The organism is Mycobacterium sp. SMC-4 (genome assembly GCF_050205565.1).
Taxonomy (GTDB): Bacteria; Actinomycetota; Actinomycetes; order Mycobacteriales; family Mycobacteriaceae; genus Mycobacterium.
This window is the reverse complement of record NZ_JBNMQU010000007.1, coordinates 48,308-60,705: the sequence shown is the minus strand read 5'-3', so window position 1 is coordinate 60,705 and position 12,398 is coordinate 48,308. Positions and strand designations below refer to the sequence as shown.

General features: G+C 68.7%; 12 protein-coding genes. 6 read left to right on the top strand and 6 right to left on the bottom strand.

Going from position 1 to position 12,398, the window contains the following annotated elements; translation table 11 throughout:
- The first annotated feature begins 64 nt into the window (after positions 1 to 64).
- Genes ACQI46_RS13725 through ACQI46_RS13710 form a run of 4 tightly spaced genes read left to right on the top strand, consistent with a single transcriptional unit; the run spans position 65 to position 3,810 of the window.
- Entirely contained in the window at positions 65 to 1,090 is a 1,026-nt protein-coding gene (locus tag ACQI46_RS13725) for a sulfate ABC transporter substrate-binding protein (RefSeq protein WP_427094564.1), read from the top strand.
- A complete protein-coding gene (gene cysT, locus ACQI46_RS13720) occupies positions 1,087 to 1,932 on the top strand; it encodes a sulfate ABC transporter permease subunit CysT (RefSeq protein WP_427094563.1) in 846 nt (281 codons plus the stop codon). The genes ACQI46_RS13725 and cysT overlap by 4 nt, the downstream gene beginning before the upstream one ends.
- Positions 1,933 to 1,946: 14 nt before the next feature.
- Positions 1,947 to 2,741: a sulfate ABC transporter permease subunit CysW gene (cysW, locus tag ACQI46_RS13715; RefSeq protein WP_427094785.1), complete on the top strand. Its 795-nt coding sequence runs from the start codon at positions 1,947 to 1,949 to the stop codon at positions 2,739 to 2,741.
- Positions 2,742 to 2,784: 43 nt separating this feature from the next.
- Positions 2,785 to 3,810 carry a sulfate/molybdate ABC transporter ATP-binding protein gene (locus ACQI46_RS13710; protein ID WP_427094784.1) on the top strand — a complete coding sequence of 342 codons (1,026 nt, stop codon included), beginning with the start codon at positions 2,785 to 2,787 and terminating at the stop codon, positions 3,808 to 3,810.
- A 1-nt stretch (position 3,811) separates the two neighbouring features.
- Here ACQI46_RS13710 and ACQI46_RS13705 read toward each other — a convergent pair whose 3' ends face one another.
- From ACQI46_RS13705 to ACQI46_RS13685, 5 genes are all read right to left on the bottom strand, one after another.
- On the bottom strand, positions 3,812 to 4,810 hold the full coding sequence (locus tag ACQI46_RS13705; RefSeq protein ID WP_427094562.1) for a hemolysin family protein: 999 nt from the start codon (positions 4,808 to 4,810) through the stop codon (positions 3,812 to 3,814).
- The gene (locus ACQI46_RS13700) at positions 4,803 to 6,179 is read right to left on the bottom strand and encodes a hemolysin family protein (protein ID WP_427094561.1); all 1,377 of its coding nucleotides are present in this window, start codon (positions 6,177 to 6,179) and stop codon (positions 4,803 to 4,805) included. The genes ACQI46_RS13705 and ACQI46_RS13700 overlap by 8 nt, the downstream gene beginning before the upstream one ends.
- Positions 6,180 to 6,280: 101 nt before the next feature.
- Positions 6,281 to 7,006: a sirohydrochlorin chelatase gene (locus ACQI46_RS13695; RefSeq protein ID WP_427094560.1), complete on the bottom strand. Its 726-nt coding sequence runs from the start codon at positions 7,004 to 7,006 to the stop codon at positions 6,281 to 6,283.
- Positions 6,985 to 7,692: a phosphoadenylyl-sulfate reductase gene (locus ACQI46_RS13690; RefSeq protein WP_427094559.1), complete on the bottom strand. Its 708-nt coding sequence runs from the start codon at positions 7,690 to 7,692 to the stop codon at positions 6,985 to 6,987. Before ACQI46_RS13690 ends, ACQI46_RS13695 begins: the two co-directional genes overlap by 22 nt.
- Before the next feature lie 2 nt (positions 7,693 to 7,694).
- Complete coding sequence (locus ACQI46_RS13685) at positions 7,695 to 9,377, bottom strand: nitrite/sulfite reductase (RefSeq protein ID WP_427094558.1); 1,683 nt, start codon at positions 9,375 to 9,377, stop codon at positions 7,695 to 7,697.
- Between the two features lie 309 nt (positions 9,378 to 9,686).
- On the opposite strand from ACQI46_RS13685, the gene hemW reads away from it, so the two are divergent.
- A complete protein-coding gene (hemW, locus tag ACQI46_RS13680; RefSeq protein ID WP_427094557.1) occupies positions 9,687 to 10,874 on the top strand; it encodes a radical SAM family heme chaperone HemW in 1,188 nt (395 codons plus the stop codon).
- Here the strand turns inward: hemW and ACQI46_RS13675 are convergent, their stop codons facing one another.
- Positions 10,875 to 11,735 carry an LLM class F420-dependent oxidoreductase gene (locus ACQI46_RS13675; RefSeq protein WP_427094783.1) on the bottom strand — a complete coding sequence of 287 codons (861 nt, stop codon included), beginning with the start codon at positions 11,733 to 11,735 and terminating at the stop codon, positions 10,875 to 10,877.
- 47 nt (positions 11,736 to 11,782) lie between these two features.
- On the opposite strand from ACQI46_RS13675, the gene ACQI46_RS13670 reads away from it, so the two are divergent.
- Positions 11,783 to 12,262 carry a nuclear transport factor 2 family protein gene (locus tag ACQI46_RS13670; protein ID WP_427094556.1) on the top strand — a complete coding sequence of 160 codons (480 nt, stop codon included), beginning with the start codon at positions 11,783 to 11,785 and terminating at the stop codon, positions 12,260 to 12,262.
- Positions 12,263 to 12,398: the final 136 nt, after the last annotated feature.

The window sequence follows — 12,398 nt, the reverse complement described above, 5'->3', positions numbered from 1 at the left end:
CCATCAGTGGCCGCTTACCTTCCGACGAACGGATCCCCGAAGTCCGAACGTCGAAAGGTCATCCATGCACAAGATTTCCAGATCCGGTGGGCGCCTGCGGGCAGCCGCCGCGCTCGCCCTCTCGGCGACGCTGCTGGCCGCCTGCGGGGGTGGCGCCAGTGATGTGGCCGGCGAAGGTGGAGGCGCGGAGAACGCCGAAACGACGCTGACCCTGGTGGCCTTCGCGGTCCCCGAACCGGGCTGGGCCAAGGTGGCACCGGCGTTCGCTGCGACCGAGGACGGCAAAGGGGTCGCGGTGACCGGGTCCTACGGCGCCTCCGGCGACCAGTCACGCGCCGTGGAGGCCGGCAAGCCCGCCGACATCGTCAACTTCTCCGTCGAGCCCGACATCACCCGCCTGGTCAAGGCCGGCAAGGTCGATCAGGACTGGAACGTCGGCGTCACCAAGGGCATCCCGTTCGGGTCGGTGGTCAGCTTCGCGGTGCGCCCCGGCAACCCGAAGAACATCCGGGACTGGAACGACCTGTTGCAGCCGGGACTGGAGATCATCACACCGAGCCCGCTCAGCTCCGGGGCGGCCAAGTGGAATCTGCTGGCGCCGTACGCCTGGGCGTCGCGCGGCGGAGCGGATCCGAAGGCCGGGATCGACTTCGTCAACAAGCTCGTCACCGAGCACGTCCGGCTGCGTCCGGGTTCGGGTCGGGAAGCCACCGACGTGTTCAAGCAGGGCAGCGGCGACGTGCTGCTGGCCTACGAGAACGAGGCGCTGAACTTCGACCTGGAGTACGTCAACCCGCCGCAGACCTTCAAGATCGAGAACCCGGTCGCGGTGGTGAACACCAGCAAGCACTTCGACAAGGCCACCGACTTCCTGAACTTCCAGTTCACCGCCGAGGCGCAGCGGTTGTGGGCCGAGGCCAACTTCCGGCCGGTCGACCCGGCCGTCGCCGAGCAGTTCGCCGACAAGTTCCCCGCCCCGGAGAAGCTGTGGACCATCGACGACCTCGGCGGGTGGGCCAAGATCGACGCCGAACTGTTCGACAAGGACAACGGCACCATCACCAAGATCTACAAGCAGGCCACTGGATGACGACTGCGCTCGACCCGGCGGCGACCCAGCCGTCGCCGGGGACGCGGGGGAGCCGGTACGGCAACACTTCCCTGCGGGTCGGCGCCGCCACGATGTGGCTGTCGCTGATCGTCCTGCTGCCGCTGGCGGCCATCCTGTGGCAGTCCGCCGAGGGTGGCGCCGAGGCGTTCTGGGCGGCGGTGTCGTCGCCGTCGGCGGTGGCCTCGCTGCGGGTGACGCTGATCATCTCGATCGGCGTCACGGTGGTCAACGCGTTCTTCGGGCTGTTGGTGGCGTGGGTTCTGACTCGAGACGATTTCCGCGGTAAGCGGCTGGTCGACGCGGTCATCGACCTGCCGTTCGCGTTGCCGACCATCGTCGCGAGCCTGGTGATGCTGGCGCTGTACGGGCCGAGCAGCCCGGTCGGCATCCACCTGCAGCACACCCGCTGGGGCGTGGGTGTCGCGCTGCTGTTCGTCACGTTGCCGTTCGTCGTGCGCTCGGTGCAACCGGTGCTGCTCGAGCTCGACCGCGAGGTCGAGGAAGCTGCTGCGTCGTTGGGCGCCAACAACTTCACGATCCTGACGAAGGTGATCCTGCCGTCGTTGCTGCCGGCGTTGCTCTCGGGTGCGGGACTGGCGTTCTCCCGGGCGATCGGGGAGTTCGGGTCGGTGGTGCTCATCGGCGGCGCCGTGCCCGGCGAAACCGAGGTGTCGTCGCAGTGGATCCGGACGCTGATCGAGAACGACGACCGCGTCGGCGCGGCGGCGGTTTCGATCGTCTTGCTGGCGATCTCGTTCGTGATCCTGTTCATCCTGCGCGCCATCGGCGCGCGGGCCGCCCGGAGGGAGCGCGAGCAGTGACGCTGTCCCCGGTGATGCGCCATCTGTTGAGGTGGGTGGCCCTGACCTACATCGGGATCCTGGTGGTGGTCCCGGTGGGGCTGATCCTGTGGCGCACCTTCGCGCCGGGCCTGGGCGCGTTCGTCGCCTCGATCTCGACCCCGGCGGCGATCTCGGCGCTGAACCTGTCGCTGCTGGTGGTCGCGATCGTCGTGCCCCTCAACGTTCTGTTCGGGGTGCCGACAGCACTGGTGTTGGCGCGCAACAAGTTCCGCGGCAAAAGCATGCTGCAGGCGGTCATCGACCTGCCGTTCGCGGTGTCCCCGGTGGTCGTCGGTGTCGCGCTGATCCTGCTGTGGGGTTCGGCCGGGCTGTTCGGCTTCGTCGAGAACAACGCGGGCCTGACCATCATCTTCGGCTTCCCGGGCATCGTGCTGGCCAGCATCTTCGTCACCGTCCCGTTCGTCATCCGCGAGGTCGAACCGGTGCTGCACGAGATCGGCACCGACCAGGAGGAGGCCTCGGCCACCCTCGGTGCGACGTGGTGGCAGACCTTCTGGCGGATCACGCTGCCCTCGATCCGGTGGGGTCTGACCTACGGTGTCGTGCTGACCATCGCCCGCACGCTCGGCGAGTTCGGTGCGGTGCTCATGGTCGCGGCGAACCTGCCCGGTTCCTCGCAGACGCTGACCCTGCTGGTGCACGACCGCTACACCCGCGGCGCCGAATACGGCGCCTACGCGATCTCGACGCTGTTGATGACCGTCGCGGTGCTGGTGCTCATCGCCCAGGTGATTCTCGACGCACGCCGCAAACGGGCGGCAAAATGATGGCTTCCGAGGAGTTTGGAGCAGACGGCCCATGACCCAGTCGATGATCACCGTCAAAGGTGCCAACAAGCACTACGGCGATTTCGCCGCGCTCGACAACGTGGACTTCGACGTGCCCGCGGGTTCGTTGACAGCCCTGCTGGGGCCCAGCGGATCCGGCAAGTCGACGCTGCTGCGGGCCATCGCCGGACTGGACCAGCCGGACACCGGCAGCATCACGATCAACGGCCGCGACGTCACCAACGTGCCGCCGCAGAAGCGTGGCATCGGGTTCGTGTTCCAGCACTACGCCGCGTTCAAGCACCTCACCGTGCGCGAGAACGTCGCGTTCGGGCTCAAGATCCGCAAGCGTCCCAAGGCCGAGATCGCCGAGAAGGTCGACAATCTGCTCGAGGTCGTGGGACTGGCCGGGTTCCAGAGCCGCTACCCCAACCAGCTCTCCGGCGGTCAACGTCAGCGGATGGCGCTGGCCCGTGCGCTGGCGGTGAATCCGGAGGTGCTGCTGCTCGACGAACCGTTCGGCGCGCTGGACGCCAAAGTGCGTGAGGATCTGCGTGCGTGGCTGCGCCGACTGCATGAAGACGTCCACGTCACCACCGTGTTGGTCACCCACGACCAGCAGGAGGCACTCGACGTCGCCGACCGCATCGCGGTGCTCAACAAGGGGCGGATCGAGCAGGTCGGGGCACCCAGCGAGGTCTACGACAAGCCGGCCAACGCGTTCGTGATGTCGTTTCTGGGCGCTGTGTCCTCGCTCAACGGCGCGCTGGTGCGCCCGCACGACATCCGCGTGGGCCGCAATCCCGAGATGGCGATCGCCACCAGCGACGACTCCATCCAGTCCACCGGCGTCACCCGCGCCACCATCGACCGGATCGTGATGCTGGGCTTCGAGGTGCGCGTCGAGCTCACCAACGCCGCCACCGGCACCCCGTTCACCGCGCAGATCACCCGAGGTGACGCCGAAGCCCTCGGACTTCGCGAAGGCGACACCGTCTACGTGCGCGCCACCCGGGTGCCGGTACTGCCCGGCGACGCGGTCGTCGTCGAACCCGCTCCGCTGAGCTGAGTCAGGCGGCCTGCGTCGGCAGCAGCCGGTGCAACAGGTCGGTCAGCGTCAGCAGGCCGCGCCCGCGGGGCCCGTCGACGACCACCAGGTGGTTGCGGGTCTCCCGCATCACGCGCAGCGCCTCGTAGACCGGGGTCTGCTCGGGCAACGTGAACACCGGGCGCATCAGGTCACGGGCCGGCGCCGACGACGACAGTGTGTCGCGCACATGCACCACCCCCACCGTCGCTGCGCCGTCGCGCACGAACAGACGCAGATGGCCGGTGGCGCGCGCGGTCTGCTGCACCTGTTCGGGCGTCGCGTCGGCCGGCACCGCGCTGTACTCGGTGCCGCGATGCGCGACCTCGCCGACGGTGAGTCCCTGCAGTTCCAGCGCGCTGGTCAGATTCGCGTGGTAGCGCTCGTCGAGCGTGCCGACTGTCGCCGAATGCTCCACCAATTGGCGCAGTGCGTCGGGATCCTGGGTTTCGGCGAGCTCGTCGACCGGCGCGACGCCCACCCGCCGCAGGCACCAGTTGGCGGCGTGGTTCAACGCCCGCAGCAGCGGCCGGGTGACGAACATGAAGGCCCGCATCGGCAGCGCCAGCAGGGTCGCCGAGCGTTCCGGATGCGCGATGGCCCATGACTTGGGCGCCATCTCTCCGATCACCAGATGCAGGAACGTGACGATCAGCAGTGCGAGCACGAAACCGCCGACGTCGGCTGTGAAGGACGGCGCGCCGATGGTTCGCAGCAGCGGCGTGATCGCATGGTGCACAGCGGGTTTGGTGATGGCGCCCAACAGCAGCGTGCATGCGGTGATGCCGAGCTGGGCGCCGGCGAGAAGCAGCGAGAGTTCACTGGCGCTGCGCAACGCGGCGCGGGCCGACGCGCTCGTGGCGGCAGCGTCTTCGAGTCGGTTACGCCGCGCGGCGATCAGTGCGAATTCGACGGCGACGAAGAACGCGCTGGACGCGATCAGCGCGACGGTGATCGCGACGATCACCCACGGGTTACTCATGGTCGTCCTCTTCGGTCGCCACCTCGGTGGTGACGGTCACGAACACCGAGGCCGGCACATGCCGCTCGACGGAGCGCACCTGCGCGGTCAGCAGCCGGGTCGGTGGAGGTCCGTCGACGAGCAGATCAGCTGTCTCGCCGGGCAAGTCGATCTGCACGGTATCGCCGACCTCGGGCAAACCGACGGCGTAAGCGATCACCATCCCGGCGACGGTCTCGTAATCACCGGGCGGCAAGGTCAGGTCCAGGGTGCGTTCGGCTTCGTCGAGCGGCAGATCCCCGGCGAGGAGCCAGCCGCCGTCCTCTGCGATGACGTCGGCGTCGTGGGTGGCGTCGTGCTCGTCATCGATCTCGCCGACCATCTCCTCGGCCAGATCCTCGACGGTCACGACACCGGCGAACCCGCCGTATTCGTCGATCACGATGGCCATCTCGTCACCCGCGTCCTGCAGCGCCTGAACCACATTGGGCAGCGGCAGCGTCTCCGGCACGATCACCGCCGGCCGGCAGTGCGCCGCGGCGGTGTCCTCGCCGGATACCGGGCCGAGCAGGTCGTGCAGGTGGATGACACCGAGGACGTCCTCGTGGTCTGGGCTGGTCACCGGGTAACGGGTGTGGCCGCTGGCCATCCGTTCCAGCACGCTCGCGACGGTGTCGGATTCCGCGACGACGTCGACGCGGGAACGGGGGACCATGGCGTGTTCGGCCGTGCTGGTGGGGAAGTCCAGGATGCGGTCGAGCAGTGCCGACAGCTCGCGCGGGATCTCCCCGGCGTCGCGGGACGCGGCGACGATGTGCTCGAGGTCGCGCGGCGTGGCCGAGTGCTCGACGTCGTGGACGGGCTCGATGCGCAGCAGACGCAGCAGCGCGTTGGAGGACTGGTCGAACAGCCAGATCAACCAGCCGAACAACTTCAGGTAGATGGTGGTGGACAGCGCGAGCCACCGCGCCAGCGGCTCCGGTCGCGCGATCGCGAGGTTCTTCGGGAACAACTCCCCGAACAGCATCTGGACCACAGTGGACACCAGGATCGCCGCGAGCCCGCCGAGCCCCACGGCCACCGCGGTGGGGATACCGGTGCCGCCCAGCAGCGTCTCCAGCCCGCGCCCGATCAGCGGCTCGGCGACGTAGCCGACCAGCAGACCCGTGACCGTGATGCCGAGCTGCGCGCCCGACAGCATGAACGACGTGCGCCGGGTGACGGTCAGCGCACGTGCCGCGGCGCTGTCACCGGCCTCGGCGCGCGCCTTGAGCCGGGACCGGTCGACGGCCATGTAGGCGAATTCCTGCGCGACGAAGTAGCCCGTCAGCGCGGTGATGCCCAGAACAACGAGAAAACCGACAGCAATTCCGAGGACGGCGGTCAACACGTGACCGCCCCGGATCTATGAGGGTGCATCGAGTCCTTGCTCGGTGGGGGATGTCGGGACGACCACCCCACTGTACCGCCGGGTTTCCGGTGACCCCGCGATCACGCAGCCGAGCGCATCGGCAGTGCTGCGTCGAAGCGGTCCAGGACCGTCTCGGCCACCTGACGGTGCGCTCCCAGCGGGGCGGACATCGCAACGCCTTGTGCGCCGGCGAAATCCGCGACCCGGTCGGTGATTCGTCCGTGCGCCAGGAACCACGGGGCGATCACCAGACGGGTGGCCCCGCGTGCGCGCAACAGATCGGCGGCCTGCGCCAGATTCGCGTACGGCCCGGTCGCGAACGCCGTGGTGGCGGTCCACCGCGTGGTCAGGGTCAGCTCACGTGCGACCGTTGCGGTCCGCGCGTTCGCCTCGGCCCGTGACGAGCCGACCGCGGTCACCAGCACACCGACACGCGAGTCCAGGCGAGACACACCGGCGTGTTCGAGACGCTGACGCAGCACGTGGATCAGGCGGTCGTCCTCACCGAGTACCTGAGCCTGTCGGGCGGCCACACCGGCTTCGTCGATCATCGCCGGGATGTCGACGCGGGCGTGGTACGCGTCGGCCAGCAGCAGCGGGACCACCACGGCGCGCCCCGACGGTACGGCCTGCAGCACGTCACGCAGGTTCGGCTCGCTCTTCTCGCAGAACGCCACCCGGATGTCCAACGCGGGACGCAGGCGTCGTGCGCAGTCGGCGATCAACCCGACGGTCACCGCCGAGCGGGGATCGGCGCTGCCGTGCGCCGTCAGTACCAACGTGCTCAAGACGCGTGCAACCCGCATTCGATCTTGCCCTGACCGGCCCACCGACCGCTGCGCGGATCGGCGCCGGCCACCGGCTTGCGGGTGCACGGCGCGCAGCCGATCGACGGATAACCCTCGTCGACCAGCGGGTTCACCAGCACCCCGTGGGTGTCGATGTAGTTCTGCATGTCCTCGTCGGTCCAGGCCGCCAACGGGTTGATCTTGACCAGTCCGAACCCTGCGTCCCAGCTGATCAGCGGAGCGTTGGCCCGTGTCGGAGCCTCCACCCGCCGGATCCCGGTCACCCACGCCGAATAGCCCTGCAGCGATTTGGACAGCGGTACCACCTTGCGCAGCCGGCAGCACTCGTTGGGATCGCGCTCGAACAGGTTGCGGCCCAACAGCGCGTCCTGCTCGGTGACGGTGTGCTCGGGGCGCACGTTGACGATGTTGACGTCGTAGACGGCTTCCACGGCATCGCGGGTGCCGATGGTCTCGGCGAAGTGGTAGCCGGTGTCGAGGAACAGCACGTCCACGCCCGGGCGCACCTTCGCCGCCAGATCCACCAGGACGGCGTCCTGCATGTTCGAGGCGACGATGTAGTCGGAGCCGAACGTCTGGTCCGTCCACTCCAGCAGCTGCTGCGCGGTGGCGTCCGGGCCCAGCTCGGCGGCACCCCGCTGCGCCAGTTGCTGCAGGTCGATGTCAGTCAGCGTGTCACTCATGGTCACCTCAAATCGGCTTCGTCGGCACGCAGTGCCCACGTAGCGAAACGCTCGCCCTGCTCGCGTTGTTTCACGAAGTTGCGCACCACGCGGTCGATGTAGTCGCCGAGCTCGGTGGAGAGCACCTTGTGCTGGCGCAGTTTGCGACCGAAACCGCTGTCCAGGCCCAGGCTGCCGCCCAGGTGCACCTGGAATCCCTCCTCGGGGCCGTTGCCGTCGTCGACCATCTGGCCCTTGAACCCGATGTCGGCGACCTGGATGCGCGCGCACGAGTTCGGGCAGCCGTTGATGTTGATGGTGATCGGCACGTCGAGCTGGGCGTTGATGTCCTCGAGGCGCTTCTCCAGCTCGGGCACCAGGCTCTGAGCCCGGACCCGCGTCTCGGTGAACGACAGCTTGCAGAACTCGATGCCGGTGCAGGCCATCAGGTTCCTGCGCCAGTGCGACGGCTGCCACTGCAGACCGAGCCGGTCCAGCCCCGCGGTCAGCGCGTCGAGCTTGTCGTCGGGCACGTTGAGCAGGATCAGCTTCTGGTACGGGGTGAAGCGGGCGGTGACCGAGCCGGCCTGGTCCATCAGGTCGGCCACCGCGGTCAGGATGGTCCCCGAGACGCGGCCGGCGATCGGTGCGATCCCGACGGCGTTGAGGCCGTTCTTGAGCTTCTGCACGCCGACGTGATCGATCGGATGGGTGACGGGCTGCGGTGCCGGGCCGTCCAACAGGGGACGCTTCAGGTACTCGGTTTCGAGAACTTCCCTGAATTTTTCTACGCCCCAGTCCTTGATCAGGAACTTCAACCGCGCCTTGGACCGCAACCGGCGGTAGCCGTAGTCGCGGAAGACCGCGGTCACCGCCTCCCAGACATCCGGGACCTCGTCGAGCGGGACCCACACCCCGACCCGCTGGGCGAGCATCGGGTTGGTCGACAGGCCACCGCCGACCCACAGGTCAAGTCCCGGGCCGTGTTCCGGGTGCTCCACGCCGATGAAGGACACGTCGTTGACCTCGTGGGCGACGTCCTGCAGCCCGGAGATCGCGGTCTTGAACTTGCGGGGAAGGTTCGAGTACTCGGGGTTACCGATGTAGCGCCGCACGATCTCGTCGAGGGCGGGGGTCGGGTCGAGCACCTCGTCGAGGGACAGGCCGGCCAGCGGCGACCCCAGCATGCCGCGCGGGCAGTCGCCGCAGGCCTCGGTGGTCTGCAGGCCCACCTCGTCGAGGCGGCGCCAGATCTCCGGGACGTTCTCGACCTCGAGCCAGTGGTACTGCAGGTTCATCCGGTCTGAGATGTCGGCGGTGTCGCGGGCGAAGTCGGTGGAGATCTGGCCCAGCGTGCGCACCGCGGCCGCCGACATCTCCTTGCCGTCGCAGCGAACCCGCATCATGAAGTACGAGTCTTCGAGCATGTCGGTGTTGTCGTCGCCGGTCCACGTGCCGTCGTAGCCGGGCTTGCGCTGCGTGTACAGACCCATCCACCGGAAGCGGCCACGCAGGTCGCCCTTGTCGATGGACTCGAAGCCGTTCTGGGCGTAGATGTTCTCGATGCGGGCCCGCACGTTGAGCGGGTTGTCGTCCTTCTTGGCCTGCTCGTTGGCGTTGAGCGGCTCGCGGTACCCCAGGGCCCACTGTCCTTCGCCGCGCGGGCGCTTGGCGGGCTTGGCCGGGGGTGTCTTGGCTGTGGTCATGATGTGGCTCTCATTCGGAGCCGGCGTTCGGACCGCGCGTTTCACCGGGGGCTGTCCGGCGGCGCAGATCCGGCGGCCAGCTGGTAGTTCGGGGGAGGGCTGGGACCTGGATCAGGCGCAACAAGGCAGACAACAGCACGTACACACGCGCTTGAAGTCGACGTGACGCCGAGCCACCAAGACAATCCGGGTAGGCAGAATGCGGGCGTCGATCACGTCGGCCATTGTGCCACGAAAGCCGGCCGGGCCACCAACCGGCCCAGATTTGCGCTCACGGTGCGCAGAAGTCGCTCTGCCACACTGGTGAGCATGTCCGTGAGCGCGCTGCCCGTTGCCGAGCCGGCGGCGCTTCCTGCGCTGACGGCTCCGGCGGACCGGCCGTTCGGACTCTACGTCCACGTCCCGTTCTGTGCGACGCGGTGCGGCTACTGCGACTTCAACACCTACACCGCTGCCGAGCTCGGCGGGGCCAGCCCCGAGGGCTGGCTCACCGCGTTGCGCACCGAGCTGCGGTTGGCCGCCGCCCACCTGGGTGAGGTGCCGGCGACGTCGACGGTGTTCGTGGGCGGCGGCACGCCGTCGCTGCTGGGTGTCGCCGGCCTGACGCAGGTGCTCGACGCGGTACGTGAGCACTTCCCGCTGGCGGCCGGCGCGGAGGTCACCACCGAGGCCAACCCGGAATCGACGTCGCCGGAGTTCTTCGCCGGCCTGCGGGAGGCCGGCTACACGCGGGTGTCTCTGGGAATGCAGTCGACCGCACCGCATGTGTTGCGGGCCCTGGACCGGGCGCATTCGCCCGGCCGGGCCGTCGAAGCCGCGGACGAAGCGCGCCACGCGGGCTTCGACCACGTGAACCTCGACCTGATCTACGGCACGCCGGGGGAGAGCGACGACGATCTGCGGCGCTCGCTGGACGCGGTGCTCGCCACCGGGGTCGACCACGTGTCGGCCTACGCGCTGATCGTGGAGGACGGTACGGCGCTGGCACGGAAGGTGCGTCGCGGTGAGCTGCCTGCACCCGACGACGACGTGCTGGCCCGCCGCTACGAGCTGATCGACCGCCACCTCGGCGACGCCGGTTTCGACTGGTACGAGGTGTCCAACTGGAGCCGGCCGGGCGGCGAATGCCGCCACAACATCGGCTATTGGACCGGCGGCCAGTGGTGGGGTGCCGGTCCGGGCGCGCACGGCCACGCCGCCGCCACCCGATGGTGGAACGTCAAGCATCCGGCGACGTACGCGGCCGTGCTCGCAGCCGATCGGTTGCCGGTCGCCGACTTCGAGAACCTCGACGCCGACACCGTCCACATCGAGGACGTCATGCTGCGGGTGCGGCTGCGCAGCGGGCTGCCGCTGACGGCGCTGACCGAACGCGAGCAGGCCCGCGCCGCGACCGCGGTCGAGGACGGCTTGCTGCGCGCCGACGGGGACGCGGTGGTGCTCACCGACCGCGGGCGGCTGCTGGCCGACGCGGTGGTGCGCTCCCTGCTGGACTGACTACAGCAGCGCGTCGGCCAGGCGACGCCACTGTTCGCGCGGGAACTCACGCGGGTCGGCGGTCAGCACCTGCACGCACACATGGTCGGCGCCGGCTGCGCGGTGCTCGTCGACGCGCCGCTTGATGGTGTCCTCGTCGCCCCAGGCGAGCAGCGCGTCGAACACGCGGTCGCTGACCGTGCTGAGGTCCTCTTCGGTGAAACCGAGGCGCAGCAGGTTGTTGGCGTAGTTCGGCAGCGCGAGATACGAACGCAGCCAATCGGTTCCGATGGCTCGGGCCTCGTCACGGTCGGTGGTCAGCAGCACGCCCTGCTCGGGTAGCAGCAGCGGTCCGTCGCCGAGCACCTGGCGGGCTTCACGAGTGTGTTCGGGCGTGGTCAGGTACGGGTGTGCGCCGCGGCCCCGCTCGGCGGACAGCTGCAACATCTTCGGACCGAGCGCGGCGAGCACCCGGTTGTCCTTGGGCACCGGCTGCGCGGCGGCGTCGAGACCGTCGAGGAAAGCCTTCGTCGCGGCCAGCGGCTTGCGGTAGCGGCCGGGCTCCTTCGAGTCGATCAGCGGGGCGTGGCTGCACCCGATGCCGAGCAGGAACCGTTCGCCGTGCGCCTGGGTCAGGGCGGCGTACCGGTCGGCGACGTCGCCGGGTTCGTGCATCCAGAGGTTCAGGATGCCGGTCGCGATCACCGTCTTCTCGGTGGCCTGGAGCAGGTTCTCGACGGAGTCGAGGACGGGTCCGCCGACGTCGGGTATCCACAACGCGGTGAACCCGAGCTCGTCGAGTTCGGCGGCGGCTTCGGCAGCCTCCTCCGGATTCCCGTAGCGCAACTGCGAACTCCACAACCCGATCCCGGACAGTTCCATGTGTCCACTCATACCGTGCCGACGGTGCCGGGCGCTACGGTCGGGTCATGGCATTCGATGCGGTCGCCGTCGCCCGCGCCTTCTCCGAGCATCGGTTCGACGACGCTTTGGACCACCTCGCGCCGGACGTGAAGTGGACGATCGTCGGCGGCATGGTCCTCGAAGGCGCCGACGCGGTTCGTCGCACGTGCGCGGACACCACGGAAAGCCTGAAGGGCGCGAGGGTGGAGTTCGACCGGTGTGTGATCGCGGCGGGCCGCGGCATGGATTCAGCGGCGGGCCGCGGCATGGATTCAGCGGCGGGCCGCGGCATGGATTCCGCGGCGGGCCGCGGCATCGACTCGGCGGGAGATGGCCAAGTCGTCGCCGTGGACACCCTGGTGCGCTACGTGCGGTCCGACGGGCTGACCGCGGTCGCCAGCTGCGCGATCTACGAGTTCGACGGCGAGCAGATCACCACGATCACGTCCTACGCGGTGGAGGTGGACCCCGAGGATGCGGGAGCGCAACCACCGCCGCGTGGCTGAGCAAACTTCGTAGGCCGACGTAGATTGCTGATTGTGCGGCGTTTTGTGCCAAGATGTCGCGCATGCGTCAGTTAGGGCAGCCTAGCCACAGTTCGGCGGCGCCGTGGGTGTTCGGAACGAGCTTGCCGACGTGGCA

What these genes read in the sequence shown, in the direction of transcription:
- ACQI46_RS13725 (WP_427094564.1), top strand. Translation starts at nt 65, where the DNA reads ATGCACAAGATTTCCAGATCCGGTGGGCGCCTGCGGGCAGCCGCCGCG.
- cysT (WP_427094563.1), top strand. Translation starts at nt 1,087, where the DNA reads ATGACGACTGCGCTCGACCCGGCGGCGACCCAGCCGTCGCCGGGGACG.
- cysW (WP_427094785.1), top strand. Translation starts at nt 1,947, where the DNA reads ATGCGCCATCTGTTGAGGTGGGTGGCCCTGACCTACATCGGGATCCTG.
- ACQI46_RS13710 (WP_427094784.1), top strand. Translation starts at nt 2,785, where the DNA reads ATGATCACCGTCAAAGGTGCCAACAAGCACTACGGCGATTTCGCCGCG.
- ACQI46_RS13705 (WP_427094562.1), bottom strand. Translation starts at nt 4,810, where the DNA reads ATGAGTAACCCGTGGGTGATCGTCGCGATCACCGTCGCGCTGATCGCG.
- ACQI46_RS13695 (WP_427094560.1), bottom strand. Translation starts at nt 7,006, where the DNA reads ATGCGGGTTGCACGCGTCTTGAGCACGTTGGTACTGACGGCGCACGGC.
- ACQI46_RS13690 (WP_427094559.1), bottom strand. Translation starts at nt 7,692, where the DNA reads ATGAGTGACACGCTGACTGACATCGACCTGCAGCAACTGGCGCAGCGG.
- ACQI46_RS13685 (WP_427094558.1), bottom strand. Translation starts at nt 9,377, where the DNA reads ATGACCACAGCCAAGACACCCCCGGCCAAGCCCGCCAAGCGCCCGCGC.
- hemW (WP_427094557.1), top strand. Translation starts at nt 9,687, where the DNA reads ATGTCCGTGAGCGCGCTGCCCGTTGCCGAGCCGGCGGCGCTTCCTGCG.
- ACQI46_RS13675 (WP_427094783.1), bottom strand. Translation starts at nt 11,735, where the DNA reads ATGGAACTGTCCGGGATCGGGTTGTGGAGTTCGCAGTTGCGCTACGGG.
- ACQI46_RS13670 (WP_427094556.1), top strand. Translation starts at nt 11,783, where the DNA reads ATGGCATTCGATGCGGTCGCCGTCGCCCGCGCCTTCTCCGAGCATCGG.